General features: G+C 62.7%; 19 protein-coding genes and 1 pseudogene. 8 read left to right on the forward strand and 12 right to left on the reverse strand.

Going from position 1 to position 19200, the window contains the following annotated elements; genetic code table 11:
- Together BFP90_RS01470 and BFP90_RS28710 are read right to left on the reverse strand one after the other, a co-directional pair.
- Positions 1-889, reverse strand: an 889-nt coding sequence (locus BFP90_RS01470; protein WP_141688890.1) for a DEAD/DEAH box helicase, incomplete at its 3' end; no start/stop codon positions are given.
- Positions 870-1040: a hypothetical protein gene (locus BFP90_RS28710; RefSeq protein ID WP_163001658.1), complete on the reverse strand. Its 171-nt coding sequence runs from the start codon at positions 1038-1040 to the stop codon at positions 870-872. The genes BFP90_RS01470 and BFP90_RS28710, both read right to left, overlap by 20 nt.
- Here BFP90_RS28710 and BFP90_RS01475 point away from each other — a divergent pair.
- A complete protein-coding gene (locus BFP90_RS01475; RefSeq protein WP_065886871.1) occupies positions 1039-1458 on the forward strand; it encodes a polyribonucleotide nucleotidyltransferase in 420 nt (139 codons plus the stop codon). The genes BFP90_RS28710 and BFP90_RS01475 overlap by 2 nt on opposite strands.
- A gap of 9 nt (positions 1459-1467) precedes the next feature.
- Positions 1468-2361, forward strand: a complete 894-nt coding sequence (locus tag BFP90_RS01480) for a cation diffusion facilitator family transporter (RefSeq protein ID WP_065886870.1) — start codon at positions 1468-1470, stop codon at positions 2359-2361.
- Here BFP90_RS01480 and BFP90_RS01485 read toward each other — a convergent pair.
- Positions 2358-3359: a DUF6515 family protein gene (locus tag BFP90_RS01485; RefSeq protein WP_065895786.1), complete on the reverse strand. Its 1002-nt coding sequence runs from the start codon at positions 3357-3359 to the stop codon at positions 2358-2360. The genes BFP90_RS01480 and BFP90_RS01485 overlap by 4 nt on opposite strands.
- A gap of 417 nt (positions 3360-3776) precedes the next feature.
- Here BFP90_RS01485 and BFP90_RS01490 point away from each other — a divergent pair, with 417 nt between their 5' ends.
- Both BFP90_RS01490 and BFP90_RS01495 read left to right on the forward strand, forming a co-directional pair.
- Entirely contained in the window at positions 3777-4256 is a 480-nt protein-coding gene (locus BFP90_RS01490) for an Lrp/AsnC family transcriptional regulator (RefSeq protein ID WP_003194418.1), read from the forward strand.
- A gap of 219 nt (positions 4257-4475) precedes the next feature.
- Positions 4476-4685, forward strand: a complete 210-nt coding sequence (locus BFP90_RS01495) for a DUF2788 domain-containing protein (protein WP_032884769.1) — start codon at positions 4476-4478, stop codon at positions 4683-4685.
- On the opposite strand, the gene BFP90_RS01500 is transcribed toward BFP90_RS01495, so the two are convergent.
- From BFP90_RS01500 to BFP90_RS01515, 4 genes are all read right to left on the reverse strand, one after another.
- On the reverse strand, positions 4680-5315 hold the full coding sequence (locus tag BFP90_RS01500; RefSeq protein WP_065895787.1) for a pseudouridine synthase: 636 nt from the start codon (positions 5313-5315) through the stop codon (positions 4680-4682). The two genes, BFP90_RS01495 and BFP90_RS01500, sit on opposite strands and share 6 nt — an antisense overlap.
- A 71-nt stretch (positions 5316-5386) precedes the next feature.
- Positions 5387-6859 carry an AMP nucleosidase gene (amn, locus tag BFP90_RS01505; RefSeq protein ID WP_162303223.1) on the reverse strand — a complete coding sequence of 491 codons (1473 nt, stop codon included), beginning with the start codon at positions 6857-6859 and terminating at the stop codon, positions 5387-5389.
- 182 nt (positions 6860-7041) lie between these two features.
- Complete coding sequence (locus BFP90_RS01510) at positions 7042-8697, reverse strand: acyl-CoA dehydrogenase family protein (RefSeq protein WP_065895788.1); 1656 nt, start codon at positions 8695-8697, stop codon at positions 7042-7044.
- Positions 8698-8765: 68 nt separating this feature from the next.
- Entirely contained in the window at positions 8766-11165 is a 2400-nt protein-coding gene (locus BFP90_RS01515) for a hybrid sensor histidine kinase/response regulator (protein ID WP_065895187.1), read from the reverse strand.
- 276 nt (positions 11166-11441) lie between these two features.
- Here BFP90_RS01515 and BFP90_RS01520 point away from each other — a divergent pair, with 276 nt between their 5' ends.
- From BFP90_RS01520 to BFP90_RS01535, 4 genes are all read left to right on the forward strand, one after another.
- The gene (locus BFP90_RS01520; RefSeq protein ID WP_065895186.1) at positions 11442-12239 is read left to right on the forward strand and encodes a hydroxymethylpyrimidine/phosphomethylpyrimidine kinase; all 798 of its coding nucleotides are present in this window, start codon (positions 11442-11444) and stop codon (positions 12237-12239) included.
- Between the two features lie 18 nt (positions 12240-12257).
- Positions 12258-12881 carry a thiamine phosphate synthase gene (gene thiE, locus BFP90_RS01525; RefSeq protein WP_065895185.1) on the forward strand — a complete coding sequence of 208 codons (624 nt, stop codon included), beginning with the start codon at positions 12258-12260 and terminating at the stop codon, positions 12879-12881.
- Positions 12882-12900: 19 nt separating this feature from the next.
- Positions 12901-14184: a glutamate-1-semialdehyde 2,1-aminomutase gene (gene hemL, locus BFP90_RS01530; protein ID WP_065895184.1), complete on the forward strand. Its 1284-nt coding sequence runs from the start codon at positions 12901-12903 to the stop codon at positions 14182-14184.
- Positions 14185-14410: 226 nt separating this feature from the next.
- A complete protein-coding gene (locus BFP90_RS01535; RefSeq protein ID WP_065895789.1) occupies positions 14411-14965 on the forward strand; it encodes a tetratricopeptide repeat protein in 555 nt (184 codons plus the stop codon).
- Here the strand turns inward: BFP90_RS01535 and BFP90_RS01540 are convergent, their stop codons facing one another.
- From BFP90_RS01540 to BFP90_RS01560, 5 genes and pseudogenes are all read right to left on the reverse strand, one after another.
- On the reverse strand, positions 14966-16078 hold the full coding sequence (locus BFP90_RS01540; RefSeq protein WP_065895790.1) for a succinylglutamate desuccinylase/aspartoacylase family protein: 1113 nt from the start codon (positions 16076-16078) through the stop codon (positions 14966-14968).
- An 8-nt stretch (positions 16079-16086) separates the two neighbouring features.
- Positions 16087-16797 carry a histidine ABC transporter permease HisM gene (hisM, locus tag BFP90_RS01545; RefSeq protein WP_065895791.1) on the reverse strand — a complete coding sequence of 237 codons (711 nt, stop codon included), beginning with the start codon at positions 16795-16797 and terminating at the stop codon, positions 16087-16089.
- Entirely contained in the window at positions 16794-17510 is a 717-nt protein-coding gene (locus BFP90_RS01550) for an ABC transporter permease (protein ID WP_065895792.1), read from the reverse strand. The genes hisM and BFP90_RS01550 overlap by 4 nt, the downstream gene beginning before the upstream one ends.
- 29 nt (positions 17511-17539) lie before the next feature.
- Positions 17540-18298 (reverse strand): transporter substrate-binding domain-containing protein, encoded by a 759-nt coding sequence (locus BFP90_RS01555; RefSeq protein ID WP_065895793.1) that lies wholly within the window; start codon positions 18296-18298, stop codon positions 17540-17542.
- A 35-nt stretch (positions 18299-18333) separates the two neighbouring features.
- A pseudogene (locus BFP90_RS01560) lies at positions 18334-19200 on the reverse strand (trimethylamine dehydrogenase); the annotation flags it as partial.

Raw genomic sequence — 19200 nt, forward strand, 5'->3', positions numbered from 1 at the left:
CGGCGTCGATGACAACGCGCACGCCGTTGATGGTCAGGCTGGTCTCGGCGATGTTGGTGGCCAGCACCACTTTGCGCTTGCCGGCCGGCGCCGGGTCGATGGCGGCGCGCTGGGCGTTGAGGTCCAACTCGCCATGCAGGGGGCATAACAACACATCAGGGCGATCCCCCAGGGCGTCGGCCAGTTGCTGGTTGACCCGGCGAATCTCTGCCTGCCCCGGCAAAAACACCAGGACGCTGCCGGTCTCGTCATGCAGGGCTTCGAGAATAGTCTGCACCACCCGTGGCTCGATAAATTCCCCGGACTGGTAGGGCCGGCCCCAGCGCATCTGCACCGGGAACATGCGCCCTTCGCTGCGCAGGATCGGTGCGTCATCCAGCAGGCTGGCGAGGCGCTCGCCTTCGAGGGTGGCGGACATCAGCAGGATTTTCAGCGGCTGCTCATCACGAAACAGCTCGCGGCCATTGAGGCTCAGGGCCAGCGCCAGGTCGGCGTCGAGGCTGCGCTCGTGAAATTCGTCGAAGATCAACAGGCCCACGCCGTCCAGCGCCGGGTCGTCCTGCAGGCGACGGGTGAGGATGCCTTCGGTGACCACTTCGATACGCGTGTTGGGGCCGACTTTGCTGTCGAGGCGGATGCGGTAGCCAACGGTCTCACCGACCTTTTCACCCAGCTCGCTGGCCAGCCGCTCGGCGGCGGCCCGCGCAGCCAGGCGCCGGGGTTCGAGCATCAGGATGGTTTGCCCGGCGAGCCAGGGCTCGTTTAATAATGCCAGCGGCACGCGGGTGGTTTTACCAGCGCCGGGGGGCGCTTCCAGCACGGCTTCGTGGCGAATCGCCAAGGCGTCACGCAGGGCGGGTAAAACATCATCAATCGGCAACGAATTCATACTGGCTCCAAAGCAGAGCGGCGAGTATAACGGCGAACGGCCGGAGGCTGACGCGGGTCTCAAAAACACCTATGCAATCGAGTGTGGGAGCATCGGCGTCTGGCACATCTGGCTTATAGTCACCCTTAATATATTCAGGAGACTTTTTCATGCGTATCGCTTCCCGTGTCATCGGCGGTGTCTTGGCCGTCACCCTGCTGAGCCAACTCACCGCCTGCGGTTCGATTTTCTACCCCGACCGGCGCGGTCAGATCAACGGCAAGATCGACCCGGCCATCGCCGTGCTCGATGCGGTCGGCTTGCTGTTCTACGTGATCCCCGGCCTGATCGCGTTCGGCGTCGACTTCGCCACGGGCGCGATTTATTTCGAACCGGGCAAGACCGCCCAGGTTGCGCCGGAAAAACTGCACGAAGCCATCGGCGCCGACGGCAAGGTCGATAACGCCAAGCTGCAAAGCATCATCCAGACGGAAACCGGCCGCACCTTGCCGCTGGACGACCCGCGCCTGATCCAGTTCAAGGGCAGCGTGCACCAATTGGCGTCCCTGGGCCTGCAGCCCGCCGCATAAGGACAGCCCATGACCAGCAGTCCCGAACACGCCAGGCTTCTGCGCCTGGCCACCCGCGCCTCGGTGGGCGTGGCCTGTGTGCTGATTGTCACCAAGGCCATCGCCTGGTGGTTCAGTGGCTCGGTGGCCATGCTCGCCGGGTTGACCGATTCGCTGCTCGATGGCGTCACCTCGCTGCTCAATCTGCTGGCGGTGCACTACGCCCTGCGCCCCGCCGATGATGACCACCGTTACGGTCATGGCAAGGCGGAGTCGCTGTCGGGGATGGCCCAGGCACTGTTTATCGGTGGCAGCGCGGTGTTGATCGCCTTGCAGGCCTATCAACGCCTGCAGCATCCGGAACCGGTGGGCGCGCCCTGGCTGAGCATCGGCGTGATCGTGTTCTCACTGGTGCTGACCGTGGCGTTGTTGATGCTGCAACATCGGGTGATCCGCGAAACCGGCTCCAACGCGGTGCGCGCCGACTCGCTGCATTATCGCTCCGACCTGATGCTCAACGGCAGCATTCTGGTGGCCTTGGTGCTCGCCGGTTTTGGCTTTAATCAGGTGGACGCCTGGTTCGGCCTGGGCATCGCCGCCTACATCCTGTGGAGTGCGATCCAGATTGCCCGGGAAAGCTTTGCCGTGTTGATGGATGAAGAGTTACCGCCGGACGTCAGCCAGCACATGCTTGAACTGGCCCGTAGCGTACCCGGGGTACTGGGCGCCCACGACTTGCGTACACGCATTTCGGGCAGCCACTGGTTTGTGCAGTTGCACCTGGAGTTGCCGGGGGAATTGACCTTGTCGGTGGCCCACAGCATCAGCGACCAGGCCGCCGACGCCATTCACCAGGCTTACCCACGCGCCGAAGTGCTGGTGCACGCCGACCCGCGGGAAGTGGTCACCGGCAATAAAACCTAGTACTGCACCTGATAGCCGCGACTGCTCAGGCAGTTGCCCTGGGCCTGGCGGTAGGTTTGCACCACCGCCGGGTCGGGGGCGTAGGTAGCCGCCTGCGGATCGAAACCGCTTTGCTGCGCCGCCCAGCGATAACAGTCGTAACCGTCCTGCTGCACCTGGGCCGGTGACTGGCCGTTGGCAGGGTAGGCAACCACATCATAACCGTTGCCTTGCGGTGCCGGCGGGGGCGACGGCACTTGCGCCGGCGGTTGCACCACCACGTATTGTTGGGTGCTCTGTTCGTAGGCGTAGTAGGCGCCGGCAGCAAGGAACAACAGCGAGCCCCCTACCCACACTTCACGCGCGTAATCCGGCAAGTAATGCACGCGGATACCATAGGGCGGCGCCACTACGACGTAGCGCGGCCCCTGCGGGCGGTACCAGTAGCCACCGGAAAAGAAGTAGTCCTGGCCGCGATACGGCACGCGGTAGTTGCGGTCGGGGAAGCGGTCGACAACGTAACCGGGGCGATATTGCGGGCCCGGGCCCCAGCCATTGCCATGACCGTCGGGGCGACCTGGCCAGCGATGGTCATCCGGACGCGGGCCGGGCCGCGAGCCAGGGCCGCCCGCCTCCCAATGCCGGTTGTCATCATTGCGCCGGGGAATGTCGCGGTAGTAACCCTGGCGCGGTTCCTGGGTCTGGCGCACGGTATCGGGCCGGCCCTGGATCGGCAGGTTATTGGACGGCTGCGGCTGCGGTCGCCCCGGTTCATTGACCGGCGGGCGCCCTTGCCATTGGCCGCCGCCATTGTGGCCGCCGCGATCAACCGGCGGGGCCTGCGGGCGCGGCGGGTTATTGTCCGGGCGACCTGCGCCTTCCGGGCCCCGCTCATGCTGGCCACCGCCCTGTGGGCGCGGCCCCTGGCCCGGTGAGTTATCGCGCTCGTCGGCGATTACCTGCGTGCCGACGCTGACCACCAGCAAACCAACACCTGCCATACGCCAGATGCGCTTCATGCTTTTCCTCACTGCGGGTTAGGGCTTGTTCATGAGACTGGGAAAGCCTCGCCCGGTTCTGAGACAGGTTATCAGTCACCAGCACTATTTTCTTGAACGCAAAAGAAAAGGGGTGACCCGTCGGCCACCCCTTGAGAATTTCGTCCTGGCTCAACGCTTTTGACGTTGGCTCACCTCACGCCGTCTGGTGGACAGTGTGCAGCCTGGAGGCCGGCTCAACCCTGCTGGGGTGGCGGCCGCAGCGGGCCTGATTGGGCGCGCTGCAGTGGACTGTTGTCCAGGCGGTGATTCTGTTGATAAAGATACAGGCCTGCGCCCGACGGATGATTGCGAAGATTGCGTCAATAAACAGTGCTTGCGCAATTTTTAACCCTTCATGGATAATTAACCGCAATAGTTACGACAAAGGCCAACCCAATGAGCAAGCTTGACCGATACGACCTGAGTATTCTGGCGGAATTGCAGCGCGACGCGAGGATCTCCAACCAGGAGCTGGCTGAGCGTATCGGCCTGTCGCCCTCGCCCTGCTCGCGCCGGGTCAAGCAATTGGAAGACGACGGCTACATCGCCCGCCAGGTGGCGTTGCTCGACCGCAAGATGCTCGGCCTGAGCCTGACGGCCTATGTGCTGATCGGCATGGACCGGCATACGCCGGAACGTTTCGAGAATTTCGAAGCGGCCATCCGTACCTTGCCCCAGGTCCTGGAATGCAGCCTGGTGACCGGGATGGACGCCGACTATCAGTTGAAGGTGGTGGTGCCGGACATGGACCATTATCAAAAGCTGCTGCTGGGGCACCTGACCCGGATTGAAGGCGTGACCAGCGTGCGCTCCAGCTTTGTGCTGAACCAGGTGCTCAACAGCACCGAACTGCCATTGACCCACTTGCGCACCTGAGAACAACGAAGTTCGAGGGGCTTGCTTGTTGTAGGAGCGAGCTTGCTCGCGAAAAACTCACAGGCACCGCGCTCATTCAGAAAGCACGCGGTATCGTTGACGTTTTTCGCGAGCAAGCTCGCTCCTACATTTGGATTGTGTTTCGACTCAGGTCAATGTTGCGCCTGTGACGCTGCCGTATACTTCCCGCCTGCCTTAGTAGGAAGCCCCATGAACAACATCGACCCCGCCCTGTTCGAAGAATGGATGATGACCGGCCTGGTCACTGTCCTGATTATTTTCATGGGCTTTATCGTCTGGGACCTGGCGAAGAAATCCAAGGCCGGGCGCTTTGGCTCGTTCATTCTGTTTTTTGTGCTGGGCCTGGGCGTGGCCGCGTTCATCATCAAGAGCGTGGTGATCGGGCTGATCGAGTCCGGCGCCTTATAAACGTGCCGGCACGGCCTTCCATTGGCCCTGATCGAGGCCTTCGATAGACCAGTCACCAATCCGCACGCGCACCAGGCGCAACGTCGGCAAGCCCACCGCCGCAGTCATGCGCCGCACCTGGCGATTGCGCCCTTCACGTATCACCAACTCCAACCAATGCGTGGGCACGCTTTTGCGAAAACGCACGGGCGGGTTGCGCGGCCATAACGCGGGCTCTTCCAACTGCCGTGCCTCGGCGGGCAAGGTCATGCCGTCGTTGAGCTCCACACCGTCGCGCAGGCGTTGCAGTTGTGCTTCGGTCGGTTCGCCTTCGACTTGCACCCAGTAGGTTTTTGCCAGCTTGTGTTTGGGATCGGCAATGCGCGCCTGCAACTGGCCATCATTGGTCAGCAACAACAGGCCTTCGCTGTCACGGTCCAGGCGGCCGGCCGGGTAGATGCCGGGGATATCGATGAAATCCTTGAGGGTCGCGCGCCCGCCTTCGTCACTGAACTGGGTCAGCACATCGAAAGGCTTGTTGAACAGGATCAGTTTTGGCTCGGCCGGCGGCGCCTTGGCGACACGGCGCGGGCCTGCATGCGGGGGTTTCACGCCGGGGCGGCGCGCATCGGGACGGGTGGGACGGGACATGGCAAGGGGACATCTAACGGTCAGGACCCACAATGCTAGTGGCCTGACCGCTAAATGACCATCCCCACCGCTTAGCGGAACGGCGGCTCGTCGAAGCTGCGCAGTTTGCGCGAGTGCAGCGAGTTGAGTTCGGTACGCAGCAGGTCGACGGCTTCGATACCGATCTTCAAGTGCTGGCTGACGGCGCGCTCGTAGAACGCGTTGGCCGAACCCGGCAACTTGATCTCGCTGTGCAGCGGCTTGTCCGACACACACAACAACGTGCCGTACGGCACCCGCAAACGGTAGCCCTGGGCGGCGATGGTGCCGCTTTCCATGTCCACCGCCACGGCGCGGGACAGGTTGATCAGCGGTCGTTCCTGGGCCCAGCGCAGTTCCCAGTTACGGTCGTCGTAGGTCAATACGGTGCCGGTGCGCAGGCGTTTTTTCAGCTCTTCGCCTTTTTCGCCGGTGACGTTCGCCGCCGCTTGCTGAAGCGCCAGTTGCACCTCGGCCAGGGCCGGGATCGGGATGTTCGGCGGAACCACGCGGTCCAGAATCCCATCGCGACGCATATAGGCGTGGGCCAGGACGTAGTCGCCGATGGTCTGGGATTGGCGCAGGCCGCCGCAGTGCCCGATCATCAGCCAGCAATGCGGGCGCAGCACGGCCAGGTGGTCGGTGATGTTCTTGGCGTTGGACGGGCCCACGCCGATATTCACCAGGGTCACGCCATGGCCATCAGTGGCCTGCAGGTGATAGGCCGGCATCTGGTAGCGGTGCCAGACCACGCCCGCAGCAATCGCCGACGCTTCGCCGTGGTCCATGCTCTTGTCGATCACCACGTTGCCCGGCAGCACCATGCGGATGAAGCGTGGGTCGCTGCGCAGTTGCTCCAGGCCATGCAGGATGAACTGGTCAACGTAGCGATGGTAGTTGGTCAACAGAATCCACGGCTGCACATGGCGCCAGTCGCTGCCGGTGTAGTGCACCAGGCGGCGCAGGGAGAAGTCCACACGCGCCGCGTCGAACAGGGCCAGGGGCAGCGGGTCGGTGTTTTCCCAGTCATAGAGACCGTCGGCAATGCCATCGGTGGCGGCAGACAAGTCGGTGCTGGGGAACACGCGGGCCAGGGTCGCGGCGGTCACGCCGGAACCGGCCAGTTCGTCGCCCTGCTCCACCACGTACGGGTACGGAATGTTCTGCTGGCTGACGCCCACTTCCACCGTCACGGTGAAGTCGTGCATCAGCGGCACCAGTTGCTCCAGCAGGTACTTACGGAACGCCGCCGGATGGGTGACGGTAACGCTGTAGGTACCCGGCAATTGCACCTTGGCATAGGCCCGGGTGGTCTGTGGGACTTCGCCGTGGCAGTGGTAGGTCAGGCGCAGTTCCGGGTAGCGAAACTGCGCGCGTTGTTCGGCGTCGGGTTCGACGCGATCCTTGAGGTATTGCTTGAGGGCTTGATTGAGCGCGCCAGTCGCACGCTCATGCAGGGCCGCCAGCCGATCCACGGCCTCTTCAGCGGTTTGAACGACAACAAAAGCTTCGGTCACGGTAAGCATCCTGTGTTCTGGACTTGCAGGCCTTTATCTTGCCTGTATCCAGGCTCCACTGAAACAGTCGGATTGGAATGCTCTTTAAAATGTGGGAGGGGGCTTGCCCTCGATAGCTGAGTATCAGCCACCAGATGTATTGGCTGACACACCGCTATCGGGGGCAAGCCCCCTCCCACACTTGACTGTGTTTAGTCAGCGGGATGGGGTGTGGATCGATGGACCAGCGCTTCCACATCCACCCCACGCGGCAGGGCGCCGTAGACCCGGCCCGACGACTCTCCCAACCGACTGACCACAAACCCATCGCTGACCGCCGCATTACCGGCCTCCAGCAGCAGCTTGGCCTGCAACGCCAGGGCGATGTCCTCGGTGAGCTGACGGGCGCGGTATTGGATATCCTGGGTGTCCATAAACGCTGACTTCAACCGCTCGATGTGCCGCGCCAATTGCCGGTCGCCATGCCCGTCGCCCAGCTCGACGAACAACGCCTCAAGCACACCAGGTTCCTTGGACAATGCCCGCAGCACGTCCAGGCATTGCACGTTGCCGGAACCTTCCCACGTCGAATTCACCGGTGCCTCACGGTACAGACGCGGCAGGATGCTGTCCTCGACATAGCCGGCGCCGCCCATGCATTCAGCGGCCTCATTGATCATGGCCGGCGCCCGTTTGCAGATCCAATACTTGCCCACCGCCGTCACCAGCCGGGCGAATTTGGCCTCCTGTTCATTGCCCAGGTGATCCAGCGCCCGCCCCATGCGCAGGCTCAAGGCCAGGGCCGCTTCGCTTTCCAGGGCCAGGTCGGCGAGCACGTTCTGCATCAGTGGTTGTTCGCTCAGCACGCGGCCACCGACCGAACGATGGGCGCAGTGATGGCTGGCCTGGGTCAATGCCTGGCGCATCAGCGCGCTGGAGCCGACCATGCAATCGAAGCGGGTCATGGCGACCATCTCGATAATGGTCGGCACGCCGCGCCCCTCGTCACCGATCATCCAGGCCAGGGCGCCACGGAACTCCACTTCACTGGAGGCGTTGGAGCAGTTGCCGAGTTTGTTTTTCAAACGCTGGATGTAGAACTCGTTGCGTGTGTCATCCGGGCGATGCCGGGGCAGCAGGAAACAGGTCAGGCCCTTGTCGGTCTGGGCCAGGGTGAGGAAGGCGTCACACATCGGCGCCGAGCAGAACCATTTGTGGCCGACCAGTTCATAGGCCTGCCCCGGACCGCCCGCGCCCACCGGATAGGCGCGGGTGGTGTTGACGCGCACATCGGTGCCGCCCTGTTTTTCGGTCATGGCCATGCCGATTGTGGCACCGCCTTTATGGGCAATGCCGATGTTGCGCGGGTCGTATTGGGTCGAGAGGATCTTCGGCAGCCACAGCTCAGCCAGGTCTGGCTGCAACTGCAGGGCCGGGACGCAGGCGAAGGTCATGGTCAGCGGGCAGCCGCTGCCGGCTTCGGCCTGGGTGTGCAAGTAGGTCATGGCGGCGCGGGCCACGTGGGCGCCGGATTGCGGATCGGTCCACGGCAGCGACGGCAGCCCATGTTCGACGGCGGTGCGCATCAGTTCGTGGTAGGCGGGGTGAAACTCCACCAGGTCAATCCGGTGACCATAACGGTCATGGCTGCTGAACACCGGCTTGTTCTGATTGGCCAGGAAGCCGGCCTCCATCAACGGCCCGCCGGCCAACGCACCATAGGCATCGATACGCGACTCGGCCCAGCCGGCGCCAAAGCGACGCGCCCACTCCTGCAGGGGCAGGTCGATGCGATACAGGTTGGTGCCGTCCAGGGACGGTGGCTGGTTGGTGACGTCGTGGGTTTCGGCAAACCGGTGCGGATTCATGACGGGCCTCCTGGAAAAAGGCCACGTGATATCGAGGCCTGATTTTCAGTTAAGCACCGTCACTCAGGTTAAAAAAGTGGCATACGCGCCGAATGCACGGCGCTTTCGCCCTCTTGCGGACACAGTACGAGACGCTCCAACGCGGCCTGCAAGGCCTCGAACCGTACCGGTTTGGCCAGGTGCTCGCTCATGCCGATGCCATGGCAGCGCTCGCGATCTGTGACATTAAGTGCAGTGCTCATGCCGATCACCGGTAACTCACCGCAGCCCGGCAAGGCACGAATCTGACAGCACAACGAGAAGCCGCCCTCAGGCACATCCAGCACCACCGCATCAAACCTGCTCTCCTGCAGCGCCGTCAGTGCAGCCGGCCCCCCATCCACGGCTTTGACCCGATAACCCAGTTTGAGCAGCATGCCGCGCACCGCCAGTTGCACCACGCTGTTGTCGTCCACCAGCAGCACCGTGCAATCCTGCGGCGCGCGTTGCGCAGGCAGCGATTGCGCGGCCGGCTTGGGCTCCGGCGGCATTGGCTTGACGTCCACTTCCAGTTGGAAGCGACTGCCCTTGCGTGGCTCCGAATGGTGGGTGAGGCGCCCGCCCACCAGCTCGATCAACTGCCGGCAAATCGCCAGGCCAATGCCCAGCCCGCCATATTCGCGGGTCATCGACCCATCGAGCTGGAAGAAGCGCTGGTACAGCGTGGCTTCGTCAAGGAAGGCGAAGCCGATCCCGGTGTCGGTCACGATAAAGCTCAGGTGCAAGCTGCCATCGGCTTGGGGCAGGCCTACCACGCGCAGGCGCACCGCACCGTGGTGGGTGAATTTGAAGGCGTTGTCCAGCAGGCAGTCCAGGCACTGGATCAGTTTGTCGGCGTCGCCGATCACGCGGTCCGGCACGGCATCGGCGACGTCAATGGAAAACTCCAGGCCCTTGGCCTGGGCGCTGGGGGTGAACTGTTGGCGCAAGGTTTCCAGCGCGCCGCGCAGGCCGAACACCTGGGGCCGGGCAACCAGGCGGCCGGCCTGCAACTCGGTCAGGGTGAGAATGCCGTTGACCATGCGCATCATGTCCCGCGCCGAACCGGCGGCGGCTTGCTGGTACTGCGCCAGGTCGTCGCCCAGGGGTTCGGTCTGCATCAGTTCAAGGGAGCCGATAACGCCGTTCATCGGCGTGCGTAACTCATGGGTCAAGGTGGCGAGGAATTCATCCTTGAGCCGATTGCTGCGGGCCAGTTGCTGGTTGAGCACTTCGAGCTTCTGGCTGGCGTCGAACAGGATCTGCGCCTGCTGCTCGCGCATGCCGTTGATGCGGTCGGCCAGGGCCAGGGACAGCAGCGCCACTTCGATGGCCGAGCCGATCTGGCTGGCATACATCGTGAGGAAGACGTTGGGCAAGTAGCCCAGCACCATCAGCGTATTGATCACCCCGCCGAGTAAAAACGCCGACCAGGCAATGATGAAATAACGCGCCATGCGCTGGCCGCAATACCAGGCCTTGATCGCGGTCACGAAGATGGTCACGGTAAACACCAATGCCAGGCCGGTGGCCAGGCGCAGGGCGACCGCGTAGCTGGTCAGCAGCGCCAGCGCCATGACCACCCCACCACAGGCCGCCAGCGCCAGCAGGATGCGGTCGAGCCAGCGGCTGTGCTGCGCGGTGTGCAGGAAACTGCGCGCGAACAGGCTGCCGAACAAGGCGGCCGCGCCGATCAGAAACGGCACCGCCGCATTCGCCCACCACGGATTGTTCGGCCAGAAGTATTCCACCGCCACGCCATTGACCGACAGTTGGTACAGGCCAAACGAGGCGATGTAGAGGATGTAATAGAGGTAGCTGGTGTCGCGCACGCTCAAATAAATGAACAGGTTGTAAATCAGCATGCCCAGCAATACGCCGTAGATAGCGCCCAGCACATACAAGCGCAGCGGCTGCTCTTCCAGATAGGCGGTGCCGGACCAGAGGGTCAACGGCGCCTGGATCGAGCCCTGGCTTTGCAGGCGCAGGTAGACCGTCTGCCGCTGGTCAGGCACGAAGTTGAGCTTGAACAGGTAGTTGCTCTGGCGCACCTCGCGGCTGGAAAACGGTAACGCGCTGCCGGTGCGGGTGGTGAGACGATAATTGCCGGTGCCATCGTTCTGGTACAGATCCAGGCGATTGAGCGGCGGGTAAGCCAGTTCCAGAAACCAGGTACGCGGGGAGCGCGGGTCAACGGCGGTGTAATGCAGGTTGACCTTCAGCCAGAACACCGAGTGCGAATAACCGGCATTGAGGGTGGGTTTGTCATGGGTCCTGAATTGGGCGGCGTAGGCAGGCGAGCTGACGTCGGCAATGGTGAGGGCGCCGGTTGGGTCTTCGAGCACTTGCATGACCCGGCCCAATGGCAGGCTTCGTGTGCTCTGATTGAACTCGACGGCGCCCGCCAACAGCGGCAACCCGCACAATAATAAAATCAGCAAATAGCGCATAGAGCCCCAGCGTGGCCTGGCCGGTTAAGGCAAAAAGCTCCTCCATTCCTTTTGAGAAGACGTACACCGGCAATACAGAAAGTTGTTTGAATGAACTCTAGCATAGCCGGTAAAGGCCATTAGACACCATTGGAAGTATTTTCGGACGGCCCTGGGACGTGGCTTTCAGCGCATTTGATGACAATTGTCAGCCGCCCGAAACGTCTTGGCGCAGGGCAACATTCAGCTATCGCCGGACGGCCACGCAAAAAGCGTTTGGTGGTAAGCTCGCGCACCATGAATATCTACAGCTCTCGCCCCGTTGTTCTCTGTCTCTCCGGCCATGATCCCAGTGGTGGCGCCGGCTTGCAGGCCGATATCGAAGCCCTGCTCGCCCAGGGCTGCCACGCTGCTACGGCCGTCACCGCGCTGACCGTGCAGAACACCGTCAATGTCAGTGACTTTCGTGTGCTCGACCGCGAGTGGGTGCTGGCCCAGGCCAATGCCGTGCTCGGCGACTCCGAAGTCGCTGCGGTCAAGCTGGGCATGCTGGGGTCTACCGCCATGGTCGACACCGTGATCGAACTGCTGCAGGCGCACCCGCACCTGCCGGTGGTATGCGACCCGGTGCTGCGTGCCGGCGGCGGCGGCAGCCTGGGCAAGGATGAAGTGGGCTATGCGATGCGCGAGCGGCTGTTGCCCCTGGCGCTGATCGCCACGCCCAACCTGCCTGAAGCGCGCATTCTCGCCGAACTGCCCGACGGCAGCGCCGACGCATGCGCCGAGAAGCTGTTGCCCTACGTCAAGCACCTGCTGATCACCGGCGGCCACGGCGATGAGCAGCAAGTGCACAATCGCCTGTACAGCCGCGACGGCAGCCGCCATACCTTTACGTGCCAGCGCTTGCCCGGCAGCTATCACGGCTCGGGGTGCACGCTGGCCAGCACCCTTGCCGGGCGAATCGCCCAGGGCGAAGGGTTGGTGAGCGCCGTGCAGTCGGCGCTCGACTACACCTGGCGCACCCTGCGTGACGCCGAACGACTCGGCCAGGGCCAGTTCGTGCCTCGCCGTCTGCCGCTGGATTTCTGCTCTTAATACCGAGAGGCCTGCCCGATGAAACTACGTGGCCTTTACGCCATCACCGACAGCCAACTGTTGGCCGGCAAATTTCTCGCCTACGTCGAAGCGGCGCTGGACGGTGGCGTGACGTTGTTGCAGTACCGCGACAAAAGCAGCGACGAAGCGCGCCGCCTGCGAGAGGCCGAAAAGCTGCGGGAACTGTGCTCGCGCTACACGACCCAATTGATCATCAACGATGACGCCGAACTGGCCGCGCGCCTGGGCGTGGGCGTGCACCTGGGGCAGACCGACGGCCCACTGACCCCGGCCCGTGCGCTGCTCGGCTCCAGGGCGATCATCGGCGCCACCTGCCATAGCCAGATCGAACTGGCCGAACAGGCCGCGAAGGAAGGCGCCAGTTACGTCGCCTTCGGGCGCTTCTTCAATTCCACGACCAAACCCGGCGCCCCGGCCGCCACCGTTGACATGCTGGCCGAGGCGCGCACACGCCTGCACCTGCCGATCTGCGTGATCGGCGGCGTCACCCTGGAAAACGCCGAACCGCTGGTGGCCCACGGGGCCGACCTGCTCGCCGTGGTGCACGGCCTGTTCGGCGCCGACAGCACCCAGGAAGTCACGCGCCGTGCCCGTGCTTTCAACGCCCTTCTTAAGATTTGATTTCAGAGAGACTTCCATCATGTCCCGTTCCGAAACGCTGTTTGCCAATGCCCAGAAACACATCCCCGGCGGTGTGAACTCCCCCGTGCGTGCGTTCAAGAGCGTGGGCGGCACGCCATTGTTCTTCAAGCATGCCGAAGGCGCCTATGTCACCGACGAAGATGACAAGCGCTACGTCGACTACGTCGGCTCCTGGGGCCCGATGATCCTCGGTCACAGCCATCCGGAGGTGCTCGACGCCGTTCGCCAGCAACTGCAGCACGGTTTGTCCTACGGTGCTCCGACCGCGATGGAAACCGAGATGGCCGACCTGGTCTGCTCGATCGTGCCGTCGATGGAAATGGTGCGCATGGTCAGCTCCGGCACCGAAGCCACCATGAGCGCAATCCGCCTGGCCCGTGGTTTCACCGGCCGCGACAGCATCATCAAGTTCGAAGGTTGCTACCACGGCCACTCCGACAGCCTGTTGGTAAAAGCCGGTTCCGGCGCCCTGACCCAGGGCGTACCGAGTTCGGCCGGCGTGCCGGCGGCGTTCGCCAAACACACCCTGACCCTGCCATTCAACGACATTGACGCCGTCGCGCAGATGCTCGCCGACGTCGGTCAGGAGGTGGCCTGCATCATTGTCGAGCCGGTCGCCGGCAACATGAATTGCGTCCCGCCGGCCCCGGGTTTCCTCGAGGGTCTGCGCGAGCAGTGCGACAAACACGGCGTGGTGCTGATTTTCGATGAAGTGATGACCGGTTTCCGCGTCGCCCTCGGTGGCGCCCAGGCGCACTACGGCGTCACGCCGGACCTGAGCACCTTCGGCAAGATCATCGGCGGCGGCATGCCGGTGGGCTGCTTCGGCGGCAAGCGCGAGATCATGCAGCACATCGCCCCGCTGGGCCCGGTGTACCAGGCCGGCACGCTGTCCGGTAACCCGCTGGCGATGGCGGCCGGCCTGACCACCCTGCGCCTGATCAGCCGTCCGGGCTTCCATGCCGAGCTGACCGACTACACCACCCGCCTGCTGGACGGCCTGCAAGTGCGTGCCGACGCCGCCGGTATCCCGTTCGTCACCACCCAGGCCGGCGGCATGTTTGGCCTGTACTTTAGCGGTGCCGACGACATCGTCACCTTCGATGACGTGATGGGCAGCGATGCCGACCTGTTCAAGCGTTTCTTCCACCTGATGCTCGAAGGCGGCGTGTACCTGGCGCCGAGTGCCTTTGAGGCCGGCTTCACGTCGATCGCCCATGGCGAAGCCGAGCTGAAGCTGACCCTGGACGCTGCCGAGCGCGCCTTCGCGGCCCTGAAATAAGTGACGGCAACCCTCTGACGCTGCCCGTGGCGGCGTCAGATTTGCTACTTTGCCTACAGAGATTTCCCGGTTTTTTCGAGAATTGCCCTGCAATCCGGCAGATAACTTGCCCAAGCAGCAGAAAAACGAGTAAAGACTTTGTAAGCAGAGGCCTGCTTATTTCATAATGCGCGCTTATTGGACTCCCCGAGGGTCCGCGCGCCCCGTCAGAGGTAAGTCGATTCCCATGAAACGCACCGGCCGCACCCTGGTTCTGGGCTGCCTGTTGCTCCTTCAGCCGCTGCTGGCGCATGCACAAGCAGGCGGCAACTCGTTGTTAATTCCAGCGATGGGTCGTTGCACCCTTAATACCCAGCCCGACTCCCAGGCCGAAGCCCTGAGCGCGTGCCAGAAACAGGCTGACGAAGGGGATGCGCAAGCGCAATACGAGTTGGGCGAATACTTCCACGACAGTAAGAACCCGGCCGTCGATCTCAACAAAGCGTTGAGCTACTTCGAAAAAGCTTCGCTGCAAGGCCATGCACAGGCGCAATTCCAGCTCGGCAACATGTTCTTCCGTGGCGAAGGTGTGCCGGCCAATAACGTCCAGGCCTACATCGTGCTGAAAATGGCGGCTGTCAACGGCGCCGAAGACGCTTTGGACACCGCCGACGAAGTCGCCGAGCACATGCAGCGCGATGAACTGGAAGTGGCCACCCAGGTGCTGGGGCAGATTTTCCGCAATTACCTGCAGGAACTGCAGAGTGCCGATGGGCGCTCACCCTTCTCCCCCCTGCCCTGATCACGGCGATAACAGATAGCCCTGCCGATACGCCGCAGGCCCCGCCACATGGGCGATGGTCATACCGGCGCTCGCCATTCGGCGCACTGAGCGCACATATAACAGCCCTTCACGTGCACACGCCACCGGGGTTACGCGATCAGTGACTGGATCGATGATGTGCGCCAGCGTCTGTCCTGCTTTCAGGTAGTCGCCGACCTGAGCGGCAAATACAATCAAGCCTCCCACCGGACTCACCACCGGCTCAACCCCGGCCAAGGGTGTGGGCGGGTTCAACAACGGCGGCGGCAGTGGCGCCTGGCCATCGATGGCGCCGCGCAGCGTCAGGTAGTTGATCAATGCCTGGCAATCCTGGCGAGCCAGCCCATCCTCCACATCGGCCACACCGCGCAGCTCCACGGTCGCGGCAAATCCCGGCGCGGCCAATCGCCCCGGGAAACACGCCTGCATCTGCGCCCAGAACAGGGTGTAGCAATCGTCGAACGAGTGCCCGCCCGCGTCTTCGCTCATAAAGCAGGCTTGCGCGCCGAGGTACCGCGCCAGCGGCTCCACCTGCGGCCAGGCGTGCGGCGCCAGGTACAGATGCTGTACGGCCTCGAAATCACAATGCAGGTCCAGCACCACATCGGCATCACACGCCAATGTTTGCAGGATCAAGCGCATTGACTGCAGTTGCGTCGCCGGCACTTGGTCGACAAGGGTTTGCCGCAGGGTCGAACGGATCAGTTGCAGATTATGCGCAGGGTCTGCGGTCAGCGCGTCCTGCACCTGATCCGCGACCTGCCGGCTGACATCGATAAAGAAGCGATTGAAGTTCTCTCGACTGTCGTTATCGAAGCGTCCCTGCGGCACGTCCATCAACACCTGTTCCAGCCCCAGCGGATTGGCCACCGGCACCAGCACCACCTCCCAGCGCAGCGCCCCGGCCGCGTCCAGATGCGCCAGTCGCTGTTTCAGATGCCAGCACACCAGCATCCCCGGCAGTTCATCGGCATGCAGGGAGGCCTGGATATACACCTTGCCCGGCGCATCGGCCGGGCCGTAATGAAAACTATGGATCTGCCGTGCCGTGCCGGGTACAGCGCTCAACAACCTGTGATTTTGAGTGTGCATGACGCCCCCTATCGGCCCGCATCGAGAAAACTTAGCCAACGCCGTTCAGCCAGGCGAAACAGGCCGACCAGGGCAAACGTAATGCTCAGATAAAGGACGGCGGCCAGGCCGAAGGATTGGAAGGTAAGAAAGGTGGCGGCATTGGCATCCCGCGCGACTTTGAGGATGTCCGGCACCGTGGCCGTGAACGCCAGGGTGGTGGAATGCAGCATGAAAATCACTTCATTGCTGTAGTACGGCAATGATCGGCGCAGGGCCGAAGGCATGATCAGGTGCACGTACAGTTTCCACCCGTCAAAACCCAGGGACCTCGCGGCCTCGATTTCCCCGCGAGGCATTGCGCGAATGGCGCCCGCCAGAATCTCTGTGGTGTAGGCGGCGGTATTCAGCGCGAATGCGAGCAGGGTGCAGTTGAGGGCTTCGCGGAAAAACGCATCGAGCAACGGCTGTTCGCGCACGGCGGCCAGGCTGTAGATACCGGTGTAGAAAATCAGCAACTGGATGTACAGCGGCGTGCCACGAAACAGGTAGGTATAGCCTTGCACCGGCCAGCGCAGCCAGCGCCGGGCGGATGTCCTGGCGATGGACAACGGCAACGCCAGCAGCAGGCCCAGGCCTAACGACGCGCTGGTCAGCCACAGGGTCATGGCCAGGCCGGTGATCTGGTAGCCGTCGGAATAAATCAACGGTCGCCAGTACTCCTGGATGAGTTCCATCATCGTGACGGCTCCTGCACGCCGCCGGCGTAACGACGTTCCAGCCAAGCCAGTACCAGGTTTGAAACACTGCTGAGCAGCAGGTACACCAGCGCCGCCAGCAGCAGGAAGGCCAGTAACTGCTGGCTGCTTTTGCCCGCCACCTGGGCGACTTTTACCAAGTCCGCCAAGCCGATAATCGACACCAGCGCGGTGGCCTTGAGCAGGACCATCCAGTTATTGCCCAACCCCGGCAAGGCGAACCGCATCATTTGCGGGAAGATCACATGCACGAAGCTCTGGCGGAAGGTCAGCCCAAGGGCCTTAGCCGCCTGGAACTGGCCGCGCGGTACAGCCAGCAAGGCGCCGCGAAAGGTTTCGGTGAAATAGGCGCCGTAGATAAACCCCAGTGTCAGCACGCCCGCGCTGAAAGGGTCAATGTCGATGTACGCCCAGCCCAACCCGGCGGTCAGACGGCTCAAGCCGGTTTGCAGCCCGTAAAAAATCAACAGCATCAGCAACAGGTCCGGCACACCGCGTATCAACGTGGTGTAGAGCTGCGCGCACAAACGCCACGTGCGCACCCCGGACAGCTTGGCGCCGGCACCGAGCAGGCCGAGGACAAGCCCCAGCAGCAACGACAACAGCGCCAGTTGCAGGGTGATCCAGACGCCATGCAGTAACATCGGCGCAAAGGCGCCCAGGGTCGCGACGAATTGGGAGAAGGTCGGTAGCATGTTTTTGCCCTCATTGGCCTTGAGGGCGGTTATTGACCGCTGAACATGTTCACGCCGGGAAAATACTGCTCCTGCAGGCGGGCGTAGGTGCCATCGGCGTGGAGGGCCGCCAGCGCCTCATCCAGCAGCGCCTTGAGTTCATGGTTGCCCTTGGCGATGCCAATGCCGCTCTTGGACGGCATCAGCTCGCTCTCGATGATCGGCCCCAGCACGAACCCGGCGCCCTGGGGCGAACGCAGGAACCCGCTTTGCGCTTGCTGCGCATCTTGCAGCGAAGCCTGCAAACGGCCTGTCCGCAGGTCGGCATACACCTGTTCCTGATCGGCGTAAGCCACCACCTTGATGCCTTGGCCGGCGAGCACCTTAAGGGCATACACTTCCTGGGTACTGCCCTGCAGATAGCCGACGGCCGTACCTGTGGAAAGCTCGGTACCCGCACGAAACACCATGGCGGTAGGGCTGGAAAAGACTTCCGAGGAAAAATCGATAACCTTTTGCCGCGCGGCAGTGATGGTCATTGAAGCCAGGATTGCGTCGATCTTGCCGGCGTTCAGGCTGGGGATCATCGCGTCGAAGTCACTTTCAACCCATTGGCAGCGCACATTCAACTGCGCGCAGATAGCATGACCGATATCAATTTCAAAGCCGGTCAACGTTCCCGTACTGTCTTTATAAGCAAAGGGCGCGTAGTTGGGATCGGCAGCAAAACGAATCACTTCATAGTCTTTGGCCAGAAGCGATGTATTGAATAAAAACGTGGTGATTAACAGCAGGAGTATTTTTTTCATTATTGTATTCCTTGTTATAGATGAAACAGCTGAACTTACTGCACCTCAATAAATGGAATTTCTCGCTTAACCACTAACGACCCAGCCGGCGCGTCGAACTCGCGGGCGCTTCGATGCCCTGAATACACCGCTGCGGCAATCGTGCCGGGCGCCAAGCAGTCGCCGATCAGCGCCAGCGTGCCGATACCCGCCGCCTGCAACCGTTCAGGGGTGTTATTCAATGCCTGATACAACGCCTGTTCAGGCGCTCGGGAGGTCACCAGCAGCAGGGATGCGGCGCCGATGAACCGTGCGCGCTCGGTGTAGACACACCCTGCAATCACCCCCTCCGGCATCGCCCGGACCAGCGTATGGGAGGGGATGATGGTGACATTCAACTCCATCAGACGACGCTGAATGCGATGCTGCTCGAGGGTGTTGTGCGTCCAGGCCGCCACATCCGCCGCCGGGGTGACGAAGATCACCTCCACGCCTCGCGCCACCAGGTGCTCGGCCAGCACGCTGCCCATGTAGTAGTGGTCATCATCGAACAGCAGCACCGGCGAAGCCGGCAGCACACCCGCCATCACCTCGTCCGGCGTCAGCACTGGCAGGCACTCAAGGCCCGGTAATGCCTGGCGCAGGGCGCGCCCCAGGCCGTCCCGCCGCCAATGTGAGCCGGTGGCGATAAATACGTGCTCGGCGGCGAAATCCAGCACATCCTCGGCCTGCAGCTGACTTTCCCGATAAATCTCCACCGAGGGCAGGCGGCTCAAGGCGTCCAGTCGATAATCGAAGACCCGCGCCCAACTCGCCAACCCAGGCAGCCGGGCTTCCAGCGCTACCCGTCCGCCCAGATTGCGCAGGCTGTCGACCAGCGCCACGTCCATCCCGCGCGTGCCGAGTATCCGCGCGCACTCAAG

The organism is Pseudomonas sp. 24 E 13 (assembly GCF_900004715.1).
Taxonomy (GTDB): Bacteria; Pseudomonadota; Gammaproteobacteria; order Pseudomonadales; family Pseudomonadaceae; genus Aquipseudomonas; species Aquipseudomonas orientalis_A.